Raw genomic sequence first — 19,047 nt, 5'->3', positions numbered from 1 at the left:
TGATGGCGAAATTTCTTGTGCCGAAGCTGCTGCTTTTACAGGGGATATGAATGTTAGCAACAAGTCTATTACTGACTTAACAGGAATAGAAGCTTTTACGAGCTTAACATATTTACGTTGCTCTCAAAATAGTTTAACTAGTTTCGATGTGTCTCAAAATACAGCCTTAACATATTTAAATAGTTTTAGTAATAGCTTAACAAGCTTAGATGTTTCTAATAATACAGCATTAACATATTTGTCTTTTTCAAATAATAATGTAACTAGTTTAGATGTTTCTAACAATACTGCATTAGAAACTTTATCTTTTTCTTCTAATAGTGTAGCTAACTTAGATCTTTCTAATAATACAGCTTTAAAGAGTTTAACTTGCCACACTAATCAATTAACTAGTTTAGATGTCTCTAATAATACAGCGTTAACTAGTTTAACTTGTGGCACTATGACTTTAACTAGTTTAGATGTGTCTAATAATACAGCGTTAACTAGTTTAACTTGTGGCACGATGACTTTAACTAGTTTAGATGTGTCTAATAATACAGCGTTAACTAGTTTAACTTGTGGCACTATGACTTTAACTAGTTTAGATGTGTCTAATAATACAGCATTAACTAAATTAGATATTTGAGAAAATAATATATCAGCTATAGATGTTTCTGCTCATTCAGCATTAAAATATTTATATTGTGATAACAATAGCATAGCTAGTGTAGATGTTTCTAACAACCCAGCTTTAGCATATTTTTATTGTAACAATAATCAATTAACAAGTTTAGATGTTTCTAATAACCCAGCTTTATATTCATTAAAATGTAATATAAACAGTTTAACAAGTTTAAATGTTGCTAATGGAGCTAATGCAAATTTGGGTACGTTTGCTGCTGAAGACAATCCTGACTTAGCCTGTATTCAAATAGATCAAGGTCATACATATTTTACTGAGTGGACAAAAGATGATACTGCAGATTACAATGCGAATTGTAATACGGCTAGTGTTGAAGATGAAAATTTCAACAATGCTATAAACGTATATCCAAACCCTATAGTAAATACATTACATATTAAATTAGTAGTAGGACAAAAATTCAAAAAAGCTCAAATATTTAATATGTTAGGTAAAGAAGTACTAACAACTAGTAATTCTACAATCGATATGTCTTCATTTCCTTCAGGAATTTATTTACTGAAAATAGAAAACACTGAAAATAGTGTAGCAGTAAGAAAAATTGTTAAAAAATAAAACTTACAAAAAAGTATTCATGTATTTTAATACATGAATACTTTCTTTATCTATTATAGGTAGTCCAACGTCTAATACAAGAAAAATAGACCTTGTCTACCAAAAACTAATAGAAACGGTAATCACTCAAAAAACGCGCAGTCTCATGTTAGACTGCGCGGTTTTTATTGTTTTACAACGAGTTACCGAATTAAACAGGTATTACCCTTTGGCTATTATTCTCGATTCACTTTTTAAACAAATCAATTTTTGCTTAAACACAACTTTTAGGAATGATCCATTAAAAGTGTGAACCGAATTGTGAACCATTCTAAGTCATATTAATTCAATTCTTATGATTGCCTAAAAACTAGAAAACCTTGTAAATCATACGATTTACAAGGTTTTAGATTCTATTGGTATTTACTTTAGTCGGGGTGGCAGGATTCGAACCTGCGACCTCCGCGTCCCAAACGCGGCGCGATAACCGGGCTACGCTACACCCCGAATAATAGGTTATCTCTAACGGGATGCAAATATACCTTTTTTATTTGTTCTACAAATGATTTTCGTGAAATATTTTATGGGTTTGTAAATTTATACTTTGACTTCAAACTATAAGATTGTTTTTGCTTGAAATTCCTCAGGTTTATTTTAGTAAATTGCTTATCATTCCGTAGACTCAAGAAAAAACTAAAATGAAAAAGATTTATATTTCCCTTTTTATAATATTAACAACGCTTTCAGCCTGTTCACAACAAAAAAAATCTATAGCGGCTACCTCAGCCAATTACAATTATAAAACCGAACTGGTTGTTCCTGACCTAGACATTCCTTGGGGCATGGCCTTTCTTCCTGATGGTAGTATGCTTATCACCGAAAAATCGGGTAAACTCATTCTTTTTAAAGACGGAAAAAAACATACGGTTTCTGGTCTTCCTGATGTTTATGTGCGTGGTCAAGGCGGGCTCTTAGATATTGCCCTGCATCCTAATTATAAAGAAACAAAGTGGATTTATTTCACATACGCTTCCGCGGAAGGCGAAGGTAGTGGCGGCAACACGGCCATCATGCGTGCCCGTTTAGACCAAACAGCGCTTGTGGACAACGAACTCCTATACAAAGCGGAACCAAATACCAGAAGTGGTAACCACTGGGGTTCTCGTATCGCTTTTGACGATGAAGGTTATTTATATTTCTCTATTGGCGACCGCTATAGTCGGGATGTTAATCCTCAAGACATCACCCGCGATTGTGGTAAAATCTACAGACTTTATGACAATGGCCGCATTCCGGAAGACAATCCTTTTGTAGATTCAAAAAATGCAAAAAAAGCCATTTACAGTTACGGACACCGTAATCCGCAAGGCCTAGTTAAAAACCCAAATACCGGAGACATTTGGTCCCATGAACATGGTCCGCAAGGCGGCGATGAAATCAATCGCATCGAAAAAGGTAAGAATTATGGCTGGCCAGTCATATCATACGGTGTTAATTATGGCGGTTATGAATTGACCGAATTCACCCACAAAGAAGGCATGGAACAACCTGTTTTTTATTGGACACCTTCCATAGCCCCTAGCGGTATGACCTTCGTGACTTCAGATAAATATCCTGAATGGCAAAATAACCTGCTTGTTGGTGCTTTAAAATTTAAATATTTAGAACACCTGATTTTAGAAAACAACAAGGTGGTAAAACGCGAAAAGTTATTTGAAGACATCGGCCGTTTAAGAAACGTGGTTCAAGCCCCAGATGGCTTTCTTTACATCGCCGTAGAAAGCAAAGGCATTTATAAAATTGTTCCTAAAAACTAATAACTTCTATGAAATTACTTTTATTAAGCATCATAAGTGTAACCTCACTTATCATTATGAATATAAAACCTCAAGACCCCATGCAAGAAAGCATGGCTCGAGGCGAAGAAATTTACAATGATTTTTGTCTGACTTGTCACCTCCCAAACGGCGCTGGTGTGAAAGACGTTTATCCGCCATTAGCCAAATCAGATTATTTAGCAGAAAATCGCAAAGCCAGCATCCACCTATTAAAATACGGTATTGACGGCCCTATAAAAGTGAATGGCGTCACTTATAACGGTAGCATGCCCGCCATGGGACTAGATGATGATGAAATTGCCGATGTGATGAACTACATCACAAATCAATGGGGCAATACCAACAAAAATAGGGTTACCGAAAAAGAAGTTGCTGCAATTAAAAAGTAAACATTTGCAGCAAATCACTTTTACATTTAACTAACTTTGCAAAACGGTCAATAAAACAATAAAACTTATGCTTATTATAGGAATTGCGGGTGGCACAGGTTGCGGAAAAACAACGGTTGTCAATAAAATACTTAACGAACTCCCTGAGGGCGAGGTTGGTGTTATTTCGCAGGATTCCTATTATATGGATACCACGCATTTGAGTTATGATGAACGCACAAAAATAAATTTTGACCACCCAAGATCTATCGATTTTGAATTATTAACCGCGCATCTCAAAGACTTAAAAGCCAACAAAGTAATTGAACAACCTGTATATTCTTTCGTAAAACACAACCGTACGGGTGATGTTATTTTAACGCATCCGCGGAAAGTGATGATTGTTGAGGGCATTTTGATTCTTACTAACGCAGAACTTAGAGCCCTCTGTGATATTAAAATTTATGTGCATGCCGATAGTGATGAACGACTAATACGCCGACTAAAACGTGACATCTCCGAACGCGGTCGTGATTTAGACGAAGTTTTAACGCGATACCAGAACACCTTAAAACCCATGCACAACCAATTTATTGAACCAACAAAAGAGTATGCCGATATCATCATACCAAACAACAAACACAATGTTGTGGCTGTAGATATTATTAAAAATATTATTGCTCAAAAATTATAGTATGAAATTCAAAAAGAACAAATACTTAAAACCTTTTAAGAATGTATTCCTTCCTATCGGAGCGGGATTCATCGTTTGGATGCTATTTTTTGATGCCAATTCATGGATAATTCACAGTGAATTAAATGCTGAAATTGATGATCTGGAAACTGAAAAAGAATACTACCAAAAAGAAATTATTAAAGATAAGAAAGAACTAAAACAACTTGAAACTGAAGAAGGCTTAGAAAAATTTGCTCGTGAACGCTATTACATGAAACACGATAACGAGGAAATTTATATTATTGAGTACGAGGATAGTTTAAAAACCGACACGAATGACTGATGGTCTGTTTAGTGAATTTAACCCCGTTTCCGCCAAACAATGGAAACAAAAAATACAGTACGATTTACAAGGTGCTGACTACAACCGTGCGCTCATTTGGCATTCCAATGAAGACATTGCTGTAAAACCTTTTTATAATACTGAAGATTTTAACACTTGGCCAGAAACATCAAATACCAAAGCAACCGCTTGGAAAATTTGCCAAACGATTTATGTGGCCGATGTTAAAAAATCGAATATCAACGCTACTGAAGCTTTAAACAATGGTGCTGATAGCATTAAATTTATTATCCCTTCAGAAGATATTTCTATTGAAAAGTTAACTGAAAATATAGATTGTGAAAAACACCAACTTATTTTCAGCATGCAGTGTCTTTCTGAAGCGTTTATTCTAAAAACATTAGAATGTATACCAGAAGCACATATTGAAATAGACATCATCAACAGGCTTGCCCAAAGCGGCAACTGGTATAACAACCTCAACGCTGATTTCAATACTTTTAAAAACATTTCCGCGGAAAGCGAAACCATTACGGTTGACACTAGTTTGTATCAAAATGCTGGTGCCAATATGGTACAACAGTTAGCCTATGCCCTAGCCCATGCCAATGAGTACTTAAACGCCCTAGAAAATCAAAAAATAGACTTTACTAATTTCAAGATAACCTTTCATGTGGCGATGGGGTCAAATTATTTCTTTGAAATTGCAAAACTCAGAGCTTTAAACACACTCTGGGATACCTTAGCTCAAGAATACGGTATAAATTCGGCTTGTCATATTTCGGCTAGCCCAACAAAACGCAACAAAACCATTTACGACGCCCATAGCAACATGTTGCGAAGTACCACCGAATGCATGAGTGCCATACTTGGCGGCGCACAAAGTATTTGCAACCAAGCTTATGATAGTATTTTCAGAAAAACCAATGCCTTTAGCGAAACTATGGCTAGAAATCAGTTGCTCATTTTAAAACATGAAAGTTATTTCGACAAAGTGAACAACCCTGCAAATGGCGCTTATTATATTGAAAGTCTAACCAATCAACTTGCCGAAAAAGCTTTGACTTTATTTAAAGATATTGAACAACAAGGTGGCTTTTTAAAACAGTTAAAAACAGGCACCATTCAGCGTAAAATTAAAGAAAGTGCCCAAAAAGAAATTACGCAGTTTGAAAATAATGACATAACATTAATTGGTAGTAACAAACATTCAGACCTAGAAGAACGCATGAAAAACCAATTGGAACTATTTCCTTTTGTAAAAACAAATCCGAGAAAAACATTAATAGAACCCATAATAGAAAAACGATTAGCAGAAACACATGAACAAAAACGATTACAAAATGAACATTAAAACATCCTTAACATTCACTTTTATCGCGCTTTTATTAACTGTAACTTTTAGTTGTAAAAAAGAAAATACTTTTAACAATTATGAATATGCCGATCAACCTGAAACCATAACTTGTGAAGGCATCAACACCCCTTTACTAAAGGAAGCTTTATATAGTTTTGAAAAAGACATTTTCATGTATTACAAAAAAAACAGGCCTAAAAACCGTTTAAATCAGGCCTACAACCGGTTTCTAAGAGACTTTTCTAGTAACAGACTAAAGTACAAGGAAATCGTTAGACCCCACACACTAGAAGTTTTTGAAGCTTTAAAAAAGGAAAAAGGCTTATGGGATGCCAACAACCCTGTAAGTCATTTAAATTATAACAGCAATTTGATTACTTGCATAGGAGACAACATCAAAGATGAGGCCTTAAAAACAACTTTTAACGCGCTACTAGAAACAAACAGTTTAACACCAAAACTGTATAGCGCTGCTGCTTCCAGTAAATATAGAAGCGCTTTAAACGACAAATACCTAGCAAGCTATATCGCATTCGATTTATATTATGCAAAACTGTTTGATGTCGACCTGTCTCGGGTAAACAAGAAAACGCCTAACGAGCCAGTTGATTTCAACCAAATACCTGAATAATTAAACCATATATTCAAAAACCTTCTAATTTGAGAAAAAACCTGCAACATATTAGCCTTAAGAAAAGCACTAGAAAGCATAATACTAGTGAAGAAACTGCTTTTGTGACTGCCGAAGGTTTACAAGTAAAACCGACTTACTCAAAAGAAGACATTGAAGATTTAGAACACATTCATTTTGCTGCCGGTATTCCGCCATATCTACGCGGACCATACAGCACCATGTACACTCACAAACCTTGGACGATCAGACAATACGCAGGGTTTTCAACCGCTGAAGAAAGCAATGCTTTTTACCGTAGGAACTTAAAATCGGGACAAAAAGCACTTTCTGTAGCCTTTGATTTGGCAACGCATCGCGGTTACGATTCTGACCACGAACGTGTACTTGGTGATGTTGGAAAAGCTGGCGTGGCCATCGATTCTGTTGAAGACATGAAAATACTCTTCAATAAAATCCCTTTAGATAGCATGTCGGTTTCCATGACCATGAATGGCGCCGTACTACCTATTTTAGCATTCTATATCGTAGCGGCTCAAGAACAAGGTGTAAAACCCGAACAACTTAAAGGCACCATTCAGAATGATATCTTAAAGGAGTTCATGGTACGGAACACTTATATCTATCCGCCAGAACCTTCAATGAAAATTATTTCAGATATTTTTAAGTTCTCGAGTAAACACATGCCCAACTTCAATAGCATTAGCATCTCAGGTTACCACATGCAAGAAGCCGGAGGCACTTGTGATATTGAGTTGGCCTATACTCTGGCTGATGGCTTAGAGTATGTTCGAACAGGTTTAGCCACCGGTATGGATATCGATGACTTTGCGCCGCGCCTATCTTTTTTCTGGGGTATTGGTTTAAATCATTTTATGGAAATTGCCAAAATGCGAGCAGCAAGAATGTTATGGGCAAAGTTGATGAAACCCTTCAACCCGAAAAACCCAAAATCGTCTATGCTACGCACGCATTGTCAGACTTCTGGTTGGAGTTTAACTGAGCAAGCGCCTTTTAATAATGTGACACGAACCACCATAGAAGCCACATCAGCTATTTTTGGCGGCACACAAAGTTTACACACCAATGCTTTAGATGAAGCCATTGCCTTACCTACCGATTTTTCGGCTAGAATAGCACGAAACACACAGTTATTCCTGCAAGAGGAAACCCAAATCACAAAAACAGTAGATCCTTGGGCTGGAAGTTATTTCATAGAAAAACTCACGCATGATATTGCTGAAAAGGCCTGGAAACTCATTCAAGAAATAGAATCTTTTGGAGGCATGACCAAAGCAATTGAAGCTGGTATTCCTAAAATTAGAATCCAAGAGGCCGCTGCAAAAAAACAGGCTCGTATAGATTCTGGACAAGATATTATAGTGGGCGTTAACCAATTTGAAACCCAAGAAGAGCGTCCCATTTCAACTTTAGAAGTTGATAATCATGCGGTACGCGATGCTCAAATTACACGCTTAAACCAAATAAAAGCACAGCGCGATGCTGAAAAAGTAAAAGTTGCTTTAAACGAATTAACTGAAGCTGCTAAAAATTCATTAAATTCGGAAGATTCAAACCTACTTGCTTTAGCGATTAAAGCAGCTGAAGTACGGGCTACTTTAGGTGAAATTAGCGAAGCATTAGAAGTGGTTTTTGGAAGACACAAAGCAGAAACAAAATCTTTTTCAGGCGTGTACAGTAAAGAAATAAAAGACGATGAAGCTTTTAAAAAAGCTCAAAAACTCGCTGATCAATTTGCTCTTCAAGACGGGAGAAGACCCCGTATTATGATTGCTAAAATTGGACAGGATGGTCATGATCGTGGCGCTCGAGTGGTAGCTACGGCTTATGCCGATGTGGGTTTTGATGTTGATATTGGACCTTTATTTCAAACCCCAGAGGAAGCCGCCAAGCAGGCCGTTGAAAATGATGTGCATATTTTAGGTATTTCATCTTTAGCAGCAGGACATAAAACACTCATTCCTCAAGTGATTGAAACCCTGAAAAAATATGACCGCGAAGACATTATGGTTATCGTTGGCGGGGTCATCCCAAAACAAGATTATCAGTTCTTATTTGATGCCGGAACCGTTGCTATTTTTGGCCCCGGAACAAAAATTAGTGAGGCAGCTATCAAACTCTTAGAGATTTTAATAGATTAACTTATAATTATTTAAAAAAAACGCCGTTTTTCAGGAACATTTTGTTAACAAGTTGAATTTTTATTCCTAATTAAATAATCGTATTTTTGGCGCGAATAAAACCAAATCACTTTATGGGTAAGATCATAGCTATCGCTAATCAAAAAGGAGGCGTAGGTAAAACAACGACTTCGATAAATTTAGCAGCTTCATTAGGCGTGCTTGAAAAAAAAGTATTATTGATTGATGCAGACCCACAGGCAAATGCAACGTCGGGTATTGGTCTTGATGTTGAAACGGTTGAAATTGGTACATACCAGCTTCTTGAACATTCAAATATTGCAAAGGAAGCCATCATTACAACCGAAACACCTAATCTTGATATTATTCCTGCTCACATTGATTTGGTCGCTATCGAAATCGAATTGGTTGACAAAGACCAGCGCGAGTATATGCTAAAAAATGCATTGCAAGAGATTAAAGATGAGTATGATTATATTTTAATCGACTGCGCACCTTCATTAGGTTTGTTAACATTAAATGCACTTACAGCTGCAGACTCTGTGATCATTCCTATTCAATGTGAATATTTCGCTTTGGAAGGGTTAGGAAAACTTTTAAACACCATAAAAAGTGTTCAAAAAATACACAATTCAGATTTAGATATTGAAGGGCTTTTATTAACCATGTATGATTCACGTTTACGTTTATCAAATCAGGTGGTAGAAGAAGTTCAAAAGCATTTTAACGATATGGTTTTTCAAACCATTATTCAAAGAAATGTACGTTTAAGTGAGGCGCCTAGTTACGGCGAAAGCATTATTAACTATGATGCTTCTAGTAAAGGTGCTTCAAATTACTTAAGTTTAGCAAAAGAAATTATCAATAAAAACTCATAATTATCATGGCTAAGGCAACTAAAAAACAGGCTTTAGGTAGAGGTTTATCTGCACTATTAAAAGACCCTAGTAACGACATTCAATCGGTACAAGATGCTAACGCAGATAAAGTTATTGGTAACATTGTTGAATTGGACATTGACTTCATTGAGGTTAACCCATTTCAACCACGAACTAACTTTAGTGAAGAGTCACTTCGTGAACTCGCTACTTCAATTAAAGAATTGGGGATTATTCAACCGATAACGGTTAGAAAACTAGGCTTAAATCAATACCAATTGGTTTCTGGTGAACGCCGTTATAGAGCGTCTAAATTATTAGGTTTAGAAACCATTCCGGCATATGTTAGAATAGCAAATGATCAAGAATCATTAGAAATGGCTCTTGTTGAAAATATTCAACGTCAGGATTTAGACCCTATTGAAATTGCCTTATCATACCAACGTTTAATTGACGAAATTAATTTAACGCAAGAGCAAATGAGTGAACGTGTTGGAAAAAAACGTTCTACCATTGCTAATTATTTGCGTTTATTAAAGTTAGACCCGATTATTCAAACGGGTATGCGCGATGGTTTCTTATCTATGGGACATGGCCGTGCTTTAATTACTATTGAAGATCAAAATATTCAACTTGATATTTACGAAAAAATACTGGCTAATAAACTTTCAGTAAGGGAAACAGAACAATTGGTTCGTAACTATAACGACTCTAATCAAACAGAAGCGCCTTCAGCGAAAGCAAAAGACTCAGGTGTTCCTGATTTTGTTAAAACTGGAGTAACTGCGTTTTCTGAATACTTCGGACATAAAATTGACGTTAAAGTATCAAAAAATGGAAAAGGTAAAATCACCATACCGTTTCATTCTGAAGAAGACTTTAATCGTATTAAAAAATTAGTTCAAGGTGATTCCAAATAAACCACTAATAACTGGCATTTTCTTTTTGCTTTGTTGCTTTAATATTATAGCTCAAGACAATGAAAACACGGTTAAAAAAGAATCTACAACAGAGGTCCCCAATGTGATTGCTGTAGATTCTATAGTTGAAATCAGAGACCCTATTAATCCGCTTTCCCCAGCAAAAGCTGCTTTTTATTCAGCTATTTTACCGGGTTTAGGGCAAGCCTACAACAAAAAATATTGGAAAATCCCACTAGTTTGGGGTGCCATAGGGACTGGAATATACTTTTACTCCACAAACAACAAAGAATACAACAGATACCGTGATGCTTATAAAAGCAGACTTGCGGGCTTTACCAATGATGAGTTTTACTTAGATAGTGACGGCAATCAATTGGATACACCTAGAGTAACAACAGATGGCCTTGAACGTGGACAAAAATTTTACCGCCGAAACAAGGAAATATCACTTTTAGTTACCCTAGGCCTCTATGCGTTAAACATTATAGACGCCAATGTTGATGCGCATTTAATGCAATATAATATTGACGAAAATTTAACGCTAGCACCACATTATAAAATAAATGAATTTGATGCTTCGAGCAATCTCGGGTTAACTCTTAATTTTAATTTTTAATATAAATTTGTCAAAAACAAACTTTTTTAAACACAGTTAGTTTTTGACCATCGCACCTATTTGAGGTGCCAAATAAATAAAAAACACAAATGAAAATAGCTTTACTAGGATACGGAAAAATGGGTAAAACGATTGAGCAAATCGCCATAAATCGCGGTCATGAAATCGTTTTAACTATCGACAAAAATGATAGCGATTACGACATCTCTCAAGCCGATGTTGCTATAGACTTCAGCATCCCGACAGTAGCCTTTAATAATATTTCAAAATGTTTAAACAACAACGTACCCGTAATTTCTGGTACAACAGGTTGGTTAGACCATTATGATGAAGCTGTTGCCCTTTGTAAAGAAAAAAATGGTGCTTTTATTTATGCCTCTAACTACAGTTTGGGTGTAAATATCTTTTTCGAGCTGAATAAAACACTTGCTAAAATGATGAGTACCTTGAAACAGTACAATATTTCTATGGAAGAAATTCACCATACTCAAAAACTAGATGCGCCTAGCGGAACGGCTATTTCTTTAGCAGAAGATGTCATCGCTCAAAATGCAAACTATAAGGGTTGGAAATTAGATGAAGGTGACGAAACGACCATTCCAATTGTTGCTAAACGTATTGAAGATGTTCCTGGCACACACACCGTAGCTTATGATAGCGAAGTAGATACCATAAACATTGAGCATATTGCACACAACAGACAAGGTTTTGCTTTAGGTGCTGTTGTCGCTGCAGAATGGATCATTGGTAAAGCTGGCGTGTTTACCATGAATGACGTGTTAAATATTGGTTAATAGTCATGCGTCCTGTAACAAAAGAAGACGCCTTTACTACTAACAAAAAACTAAAAACATCAGATTATGACATTAACACAGTGGTTAATTTTTATTTTAATTATTCAGGTTTTACATGGTTTAGGCACCTGGAAACTATATATTAAAGCAGGCAGACAATCTTGGGAAGCCTTTGTTCCTGTTTACAACGCCATTGTTTTAATGAAAATTATAAACCGACCAGTATGGTGGGTTATTCTTTTATTTTTACCCATTGTTAACCTTATTATGTTTCCTGTAGTTTGGGTAGAAACCGCAAGAAGCTTTGGTAAAAACGAAACATTAGATACTGTTTTAGCTATAGTAAGCTTAGGTTTTTACAATTATTACCTGAACTATGCCGCAGAGGTGACCTATGTTGAAAACCGCAGCTTATCACCAACAACGAATAGCGGTGACTGGATAAGCTCGATACTGTTCGCTATCGTTGCAGCGACTATAGTACACACTTATATCATTCAACCGTTTACCATTCCGTCGTCATCTTTAGAAAAATCATTATTGGTAGGTGACTTCTTATTTGTAAGTAAATTTCATTACGGAGCCAGAGTTCCTATGACTACCGTAGCAGCTCCAATGGTTCATGATACGATTCCTGGCCCAGGGATTAAATCCTATTTATTTGATGACCGCTACGATAAAAGAAAGACCTCATGGAAAAACAAATTACAACTACCTTATTTAAGGTTTCCTGGTTTTGAAGACATTGAGCGTAATGATATTGTAGTATTTAATCAGCCAGCGGATACGCTACTTGATATGAATAATTTCAAACCAGACAGAAACTATTACAAACCTATTGACAAGAAAACCAACCTTGTAAAACGTTGTGTTGGTGTTGCTGGCGATACTTTAGAAATTAGAGAAGGCTTTGTATATATCAATGGTAAGAAAAATGAATTGCCAGACCGTGCTCATCTGCAATTCAGTTATTTTGTTCAGCCTAAAACCAATCAATTTAACCCTCAGTTTCTTAAGGATCGCTATGACATTACTGATGGCTTTGGAATTATAAACGATAAGAATACCTACTACTTCTCGGCAATTTCAGATGAGGCCTTAGCGAATTTTAAAAATAACCCGAATGTCGTTAGCATCACACCTAACATTCAAGAAAAAGGGCAACGCGATCCAAACATCTTTCCTCATGATCCGGCATACAATTGGAATGTTGATTTTTTCGGACCATTATATATCCCTGAAGAAGGGAAAAGCATTGCTATTAACTTAGAAAACTTGCCATTATACAAACGTGTGATTTCAGAATATGAAGGTAACGACATTAAAGTTCAAGGCAATCAAATTTTAATTAATGGTGAAGTAGCCAATAACTACACGTTCAAGCAAAATTACTATTGGATGATGGGTGACAACCGCCACAATTCTATAGATGCTCGTGCTTGGGGCTTCGTACCGTTTGATCACGTGGTTGGTAAACCTGTATTTATCTGGATGAGTTGGGATGGCGCTAAAGCTAGATGGGACCGTTTCTTTACGACCGTGAGCGGCGAAGGAAAAGCCACCTCATTCTTAATTCCGTTTTTAATTTTACTAGCAGGTTATTTCGGATTTAGCAAATGGAGAAAACACAAAAAAGCAAATAATTAAAAACCTATTTAAGCGGTACTGAAGACTTTTCAGTACCGTTATCTTTTTTACTTATGTCTGTTTTAATTCACCCTACATATTTCCCGAGTATTGCCCAATGTGTTGCCATGGCGAAAGCAGAATCTGTTGTTTTTGAAACTGATGATAATTTTTTAAAACAAACTTATAGAAACCGCTGCTATATTTACGGCGCCAACGGTAAACTCACGCTGAATATTCCTGTGGTACATTCTCAAAAAAACCGTCAGAAATATAAGGACGTTAGAATTTTTAATGCTGAAAATTGGCAAAGCCTGCATTGGAAATCACTATTATCAGCATACAGAACTTCCCCTTTTTTTGAATATTACGAAGATGAACTTCAGTCTTTGTTTACTGAGAAATCGGACTTCATTTTAGATCATAACTTTAAATGTCAAGAAGTGATTTTTGACTGTTTACAGTTGGAGCTGAATAGTTCAAAAACAGAAACCTATAAAGCCATAGAAGAACAACATGACGACTACAGGTTTTTGGTCCATGCTAAAAAAGAAACTAGTCAAAATTTCGAGCCTTATACCCAAGTTTTTGGCAACAAACATGGTTTTTTACCCAACCTAAGCATTTTAGATTTACTTTTTAATGAAGGGCCTAACAGCTTAAATTATTTAGAATCACAAACCTTAACACCGATAAAATAATGCAAGCATTACTGCATTACGGTTGTCATTTCTTAGTCCCTCTAGGAATTGCCCTGATTTGGTATAAACCACAGTGGAAAAAGGCATATCTCATCATGATTGCAGGTATGCTAATCGATTTGGATCACTTGTTAGCTACACCTATTTTTGAAGCTAATCGTTGTAGTATCAATTTTCACCCATTACACAGCTATTACGCCATAGTTGTATATTTTCTTTTATTAATTCCGAAGAAAACCAGGTTAATAGGTTTAGGCTTAGCAGTACACATTATTGCCGATTTGATTGACTGTAGTATGATGTAGAAAATTGCTCAGTTTAGGAAATCATTCTAAACTTAAGGTCGCCATAATAGGATAATGGTCTGAATAAAGCGCATCGTAATTTTTAAATCCATTTACATTGAAGGCTTGATCAGTTAATATGAAATCGATTCTAACCGGAAAAAACTTAAAATCATAACTACGTCCGAAACCATTTCCAGCCTCATCAAAAGTATCGTTAAGATCGCCTTTAATCGTTCGGTACACATAAGAAAAGGCGGTGTTATTAAAGTCACCGCAGATAATCACTTTATACTTGCAGCTTTTTTTATGTTCTAATATGAGTTCAGCTTGTGATTGTTGCATTTTAAAAGTCCTACCAACACGATTAAAAAGTCTCTCTGAGGTTTCCTTACGCAGACTATCCATTTGTGTATTGATATGCATGGATTCTAAATGCACATTGTAGACCCTAAACGTGTCAACCCCTTTAACAACATCGGCAAAAATGGCATTATTAGATGTGTTTTCAAAGCCCAGCGACCCTGAATTTATAATAGGAAATTTAGAGAAAATGGCCTGACCATGCTTCACTTTTAGACCTTCTATTTTTTTGTATTGATATTTATAAAAGGAAAAATCTAATTCTGCGCGAGGATGAAATTCTTGAATACAAATAATGTCTGGAGATTCTTTTTTAATAAGGTCTACAATTTTAGATTCTGTATGATCTTCTGGTATCCAATCATACAAATCAAAAAGGCGCACGTTGTAATTCATCACTTTAATGTTTTCAGAATGCACAACCGTTTCTTTAGTGGTAAATCGATACAGCGAACCGTATAGAAAATAACCAATGAGTAAGATAACCATAGACAACATACATTGCCTTTTCAACTTAATAAGCCAGTATAAAACAAACAGAAAATTAATACCAATAAGGAAAGTTACCCCTAAATTAACCACGGCTAAAATAGCAAAAGTACGGGGTGGTAAGTATGGTAAAATAAAAGACGCTAATAGCAATACCGCAAAAATCACGTTAATGAAGTAGATGATTTTATTTATAAAGCTTAAATTTTTCATGAGATTATTTTCCTGCTCTAAATAAGAACTCCTTTTCTTCGGCAGTTAAACTCTCATAACCACTTTTACTAATTTTATCTAAAATAACGTCAATTTTCTTCTGCTTATTAAAAGCATTAAAATCAGATTTGGCATAGCCTCCTACTTTACTTTTATTTTTATGCACCGTTTTTAAAGGGCCTTTTTTAGAAGCTTTAAACCATCCAGCTACGGTATCCGCTAAGCCTTCAAAACCTTTGCCAATATCCTTTCCTTTCAAAAGTTGTTTGGCATATACAAAACCTAATAAGGAACCACCTATATGTGCTAAACTTCCACCAGCATTTGCTCCAAATAATCCTAAAACATCAAGAGCAACAATAAAAGCCCCTACATACCACAACTTAATATTGAATGTAAAAAAGCGCATTTCTTGATTTGGCAAATAAGCACAAAGAAAGATGAGTAATGCTCTTACTGCTGCCGAAGCACCAACTAATCTGGTAGCTCCGCCGAAAACACCAGGTAATAAGGTATAGCTAATAACAAAGAGTAAGCCTCCCGAAATAGCTCCTAGAAAGTAGATATTAAGCGCCATTTTAGAACTAAATAAATTTAAAAACATTTGCCCTAAAAAGTACAACCATAACATATTAAACAAAATATGGATGAAATCGAAATGCAGAAAAGCATAGGTAATGATGGTCCATGGGTTTAAAATAAAATCACCAAAATTACTAGGTAATTCAAACCACGACATGATAGGTTTTAAAAGAAAAGCCAATAAAAAAACCACCACATTAACGGCGATAATTTTCTCTAACACATTAAGGTTAGACAATTTACTCTTTATATCGTCGACCAATGTACTCATTAATCCCAACGGTTTTGGTTAAACTGATTTTTCTTCCAGTACCACATGATGAAAAAACCGGTTAAGGCGCCACCAACGTGGGCCATATAAGCGGTATTACTCGGACTAAAGAAAGACTGACCGGTGAGTCCTGAAATTAAATCTAATAGAATAATTCCCGGAATAAAATACTTCGCTTTAATTGGAATAGGCAAGAAAATCATCATCAATTTAGCTTCTGGGTTCATCATCCCAAAGGCAGCCATGATGCCCATAATACACCCTGAAGCTCCAACCATGCTCGCATTATATGCTGAAATCACTTTTCTAAACATTTCCAACTGGTCTTGAGAAACTCTTAAGTTTGAACCCTTTGAGTTTACAATCACTTCCTTAATAGTTTCAGCAGACAAGCCAGACTCCAATAAGCCGTTATAGTTAGGAATATATTGAAAATAATAAAACCCAATTTGCAATAAGACTGCACCCAAACCAGCTGATATATAAATAAATAAAAATTTCTTTGACCCTAACACCTGTTCCACCGGTGAGCCAAACATCCAAAGCGCGAACATATTGAATAAAATATGGGTCACACTACCGTGCATAAACATGTGCGTGATAATTTGCCAAGGTCTAAACGCATCATTTTTTGGAAAATACATGGCAAACCATTCATAAAACAGTTTCCCCCCTCCTATAAACATGGTACCAACAAACATAATCACGTTTATGATTATCAAGTGTTTTACAGTTTCTGAAATCCTCATCATAATTTAAAATCTTCGTTAATAAAAGAATTGGCTGCCAAAAGTTATGACTTCAAAATTACAACCTATTTTTTACTATAATATTATATAAACTTTTTATCTAATTCATCCACACTCATGGTTACAAACGTAACGCGATTTGATGGTGATACATTAGGGTCTTTACAAGCAAATAATTTATTTACTAAATGCTCTTGTTCGTCTTTCTTTAAAGCCTGCCCAGTTTTTATGGCCAAACTTTTAGCCATAGATTTGGCTAATAAATCGGTGGCACTAAAATTACTATCAGGCACCTCGTTTTCAACGTCGCTAATTAATTGTTCTAAGATAATAGATACTTCACTTTCTGGAACGCCTACAGGGACTCCGGTGATTTCTACTAATTCTTCTTCAACCGTTGCAAACACAAAACCAGTATGTTCTAAATCTGATTTCAACTGTTTTACAATGGCGATATCTTGCGGTGAAAAATGGAGTTGTAATGGAAATAATAATTGCTGACTCACCCCCTCACGTGTGGTCATATTTCTTAAAAACTCTTCATATAAAACACGTTGATGTGCTTTGTATTGGTCGATAATTAACATGCCCGATTTAATCGTACTTACAATGTATTTATTGTGTAACTGATACGTGGTATGTGTTTGTTCGACTTGATTATCCCCTTCAAACATAGAAAGCGTTTCTTCTTCACTTTCAAACTGCACTTCTGAAAAACCTTCCTCAGTATTATGATTACTCTTAGACTCTAGGCCTACATAAAGACTCTCCCAATCGGAAGGAGTTTGTTTAACAGGAGCTGAGCGAAAGGAGCTACTAGAACCACCACTGCTTTGGTGACGCGTTGCAGGCGCTTCATTAAACGGGTTAAAACTACGGTCTACCTCTACTTTAGGGGCGCTCGTTGAGTTTTCTTTATAATTATAGGGCGTATCTAAATTAGGATCCCTTTCAAAATCTAAAACAGGAGCAATATTAAACTGCCCTAAACTATGCTTTACAGCAGCCCTTAAAATGGCATACAAAGTATGCTCATCATCAAACTTAATTTCTGTTTTTGTGGGATGAATATTAATATCGATGGTTTGCGGGTCAACCGTTAAATTCAAAAAATAACTGGCGTGCATACCCGTTTTTAATAAACCTTCAAATGCTGAAGAAATCGCGTGATTCAGGTAAGCACTTTTTATAAAACGATCGTTTACAAAGAAATACTGTTCGCCTCTGGTTTTTTTAGCAAACTCGGGCTTCCCTACAAAACCTGATATTTTAAGAACTTCGGTATCTTCCTCGACAGGCACCAATTTTTCATTGGTTTTATTTCCGAAGATATTGACGATACGCTGACGATAATTACTAATTGGCAAATTAAAAGATTCGCTGCCATTATTATACAGCGCGAAACTAATGTTGGGATGCGCTAAAGCCACACGGTGAAACTCATCAATAACATGACGTAATTCCACATTATCAGACTTTAAAAAATTACGTCTGGCTGGAATATTAAAAAACAAATTTTTTACAGACACAGAAGTCCCTGTAGGTGTGACCACCACATCTTGCGATGTTACTTCACTGCCTTCAATCACAAGCACCTGCCCAACATCATCAGCCTCTTGTTTTGTTTTAAGCTCAACATGAGCAATGGCCGCGATACTGGCTAAAGCTTCACCTCGAAATCCTTTGGTATGCAATTGAAAAAGGTCTTCAGCATTTTTAATTTTTGAAGTCGCATGACGCTCAAAACTCAGTCGCGCATCGGTGCTACTCATGCCTTTACCGTTGTCAATCACTTGAACAAGGGTTTTTCCGGCGTCTTTTATAATAAGTTTGATTGTATCGGCACCAGCATCAATCGCATTTTCTAGAAGTTCCTTAACTACGGAAGCTGGGCGTTGAACAACTTCTCCTGCTGCTATTTGATTTGCAACATGATCGGGTAAAAGTTGTATAATGTCTGCCAT

The 19,047-nt window shown here is 36.0% G+C and carries 19 protein-coding genes, 1 tRNA gene and 1 pseudogene; 16 read left to right on the top strand and 5 right to left on the bottom strand.

The window, feature by feature from the left end:
• Both F6U93_RS14650 and F6U93_RS14645 read left to right on the top strand, forming a co-directional pair.
• Positions 1-628, top strand: a pseudogene (locus F6U93_RS14650) (T9SS type A sorting domain-containing protein); the annotation flags it as partial.
• 237 nt (positions 629-865) lie between these two features.
• Complete coding sequence (locus tag F6U93_RS14645) at positions 866-1,240, top strand: T9SS type A sorting domain-containing protein (RefSeq protein WP_191963483.1); 375 nt, start codon at positions 866-868, stop codon at positions 1,238-1,240.
• A 411-nt stretch (positions 1,241-1,651) separates the two neighbouring features.
• Here the strand turns inward: F6U93_RS14645 and F6U93_RS08885 are convergent.
• Positions 1,652-1,726: transfer RNA gene (locus F6U93_RS08885), tRNA-Pro, on the bottom strand.
• Positions 1,727-1,917: 191 nt separating this feature from the next.
• Here F6U93_RS08885 and F6U93_RS08880 point away from each other — a divergent pair.
• The 14 genes from F6U93_RS08880 to F6U93_RS08815 all read left to right on the top strand — a co-directional run bounded on the left by F6U93_RS08880 (position 1,918) and on the right by F6U93_RS08815 (position 14,437).
• A complete protein-coding gene (locus F6U93_RS08880) occupies positions 1,918-3,036 on the top strand; it encodes a PQQ-dependent sugar dehydrogenase (RefSeq protein ID WP_150938946.1) in 1,119 nt (372 codons plus the stop codon).
• 8 nt (positions 3,037-3,044) lie between these two features.
• Positions 3,045-3,446 carry a c-type cytochrome gene (locus F6U93_RS08875; RefSeq protein ID WP_225312627.1) on the top strand — a complete coding sequence of 134 codons (402 nt, stop codon included), beginning with the start codon at positions 3,045-3,047 and terminating at the stop codon, positions 3,444-3,446.
• Positions 3,447-3,513: 67 nt separating this feature from the next.
• Positions 3,514-4,119, top strand: a complete 606-nt coding sequence (gene udk / locus F6U93_RS08870) for a uridine kinase (protein ID WP_150938944.1) — start codon at positions 3,514-3,516, stop codon at positions 4,117-4,119.
• Position 4,120: 1 nt separating this feature from the next.
• Positions 4,121-4,444: an FtsB family cell division protein gene (locus F6U93_RS08865; protein ID WP_150938942.1), complete on the top strand. Its 324-nt coding sequence runs from the start codon at positions 4,121-4,123 to the stop codon at positions 4,442-4,444.
• Positions 4,437-5,798, top strand: coding sequence for a methylmalonyl-CoA mutase subunit beta (locus F6U93_RS08860; protein WP_150938940.1), 1,362 nt, complete (start codon positions 4,437-4,439; stop codon positions 5,796-5,798). The genes F6U93_RS08865 and F6U93_RS08860 overlap by 8 nt, the downstream gene beginning before the upstream one ends.
• A complete protein-coding gene (locus F6U93_RS08855) occupies positions 5,788-6,432 on the top strand; it encodes a hypothetical protein (protein WP_150938938.1) in 645 nt (214 codons plus the stop codon). The genes F6U93_RS08860 and F6U93_RS08855 overlap by 11 nt, the downstream gene beginning before the upstream one ends.
• Before the next feature lie 29 nt (positions 6,433-6,461).
• Positions 6,462-8,594 (top strand): methylmalonyl-CoA mutase, encoded by a 2,133-nt coding sequence (gene scpA / locus F6U93_RS08850; protein WP_150938936.1) that lies wholly within the window; start codon positions 6,462-6,464, stop codon positions 8,592-8,594.
• Between the two features lie 113 nt (positions 8,595-8,707).
• Positions 8,708-9,472: a ParA family protein gene (locus F6U93_RS08845; protein ID WP_150938934.1), complete on the top strand. Its 765-nt coding sequence runs from the start codon at positions 8,708-8,710 to the stop codon at positions 9,470-9,472.
• Between the two features lie 5 nt (positions 9,473-9,477).
• Positions 9,478-10,392 (top strand): ParB/RepB/Spo0J family partition protein, encoded by a 915-nt coding sequence (locus F6U93_RS08840; protein WP_150938932.1) that lies wholly within the window; start codon positions 9,478-9,480, stop codon positions 10,390-10,392.
• Entirely contained in the window at positions 10,382-11,011 is a 630-nt protein-coding gene (locus F6U93_RS08835; RefSeq protein ID WP_150939283.1) for a DUF5683 domain-containing protein, read from the top strand. The genes F6U93_RS08840 and F6U93_RS08835 overlap by 11 nt, the downstream gene beginning before the upstream one ends.
• Before the next feature lie 89 nt (positions 11,012-11,100).
• Positions 11,101-11,805: a 4-hydroxy-tetrahydrodipicolinate reductase gene (gene dapB / locus F6U93_RS08830; RefSeq protein WP_150938930.1), complete on the top strand. Its 705-nt coding sequence runs from the start codon at positions 11,101-11,103 to the stop codon at positions 11,803-11,805.
• Positions 11,806-11,871: 66 nt separating this feature from the next.
• Positions 11,872-13,452 (top strand): signal peptidase I, encoded by a 1,581-nt coding sequence (gene lepB / locus F6U93_RS08825; protein WP_150938929.1) that lies wholly within the window; start codon positions 11,872-11,874, stop codon positions 13,450-13,452.
• A gap of 53 nt (positions 13,453-13,505) precedes the next feature.
• A complete protein-coding gene (locus F6U93_RS08820) occupies positions 13,506-14,132 on the top strand; it encodes a WbqC family protein (protein WP_150938927.1) in 627 nt (208 codons plus the stop codon).
• Entirely contained in the window at positions 14,129-14,437 is a 309-nt protein-coding gene (locus F6U93_RS08815) for a DUF6122 family protein (RefSeq protein WP_150938925.1), read from the top strand. The genes F6U93_RS08820 and F6U93_RS08815 overlap by 4 nt, the downstream gene beginning before the upstream one ends.
• A 21-nt stretch (positions 14,438-14,458) precedes the next feature.
• Here F6U93_RS08815 and F6U93_RS08810 read toward each other — a convergent pair whose 3' ends face one another.
• The 4 genes from F6U93_RS08810 to mutL form a co-directional block, all read right to left on the bottom strand.
• On the bottom strand, positions 14,459-15,481 hold the full coding sequence (locus F6U93_RS08810; protein ID WP_150938923.1) for an endonuclease/exonuclease/phosphatase family protein: 1,023 nt from the start codon (positions 15,479-15,481) through the stop codon (positions 14,459-14,461).
• A gap of 4 nt (positions 15,482-15,485) precedes the next feature.
• Positions 15,486-16,334, bottom strand: coding sequence for a rhomboid family protein (locus F6U93_RS08805; protein ID WP_150938921.1), 849 nt, complete (start codon positions 16,332-16,334; stop codon positions 15,486-15,488).
• On the bottom strand, positions 16,334-17,086 hold the full coding sequence (locus tag F6U93_RS08800; protein ID WP_150938919.1) for a rhomboid family intramembrane serine protease: 753 nt from the start codon (positions 17,084-17,086) through the stop codon (positions 16,334-16,336). Before F6U93_RS08800 ends, F6U93_RS08805 begins: the two co-directional genes overlap by 1 nt.
• An 80-nt stretch (positions 17,087-17,166) precedes the next feature.
• Positions 17,167-19,047 (bottom strand): DNA mismatch repair endonuclease MutL, encoded by a 1,881-nt coding sequence (gene mutL, locus F6U93_RS08795; RefSeq protein WP_150938917.1) that lies wholly within the window; start codon positions 19,045-19,047, stop codon positions 17,167-17,169.

This window comes from Pseudotamlana haliotis (assembly GCF_008806375.1).
GTDB classification, from domain to species: domain Bacteria; phylum Bacteroidota; class Bacteroidia; order Flavobacteriales; family Flavobacteriaceae; genus Pseudotamlana; species Pseudotamlana haliotis.
The sequence above is the reverse complement of the archived record's forward strand: the minus strand, read 5'-3'. Positions and strand labels throughout refer to the sequence as shown.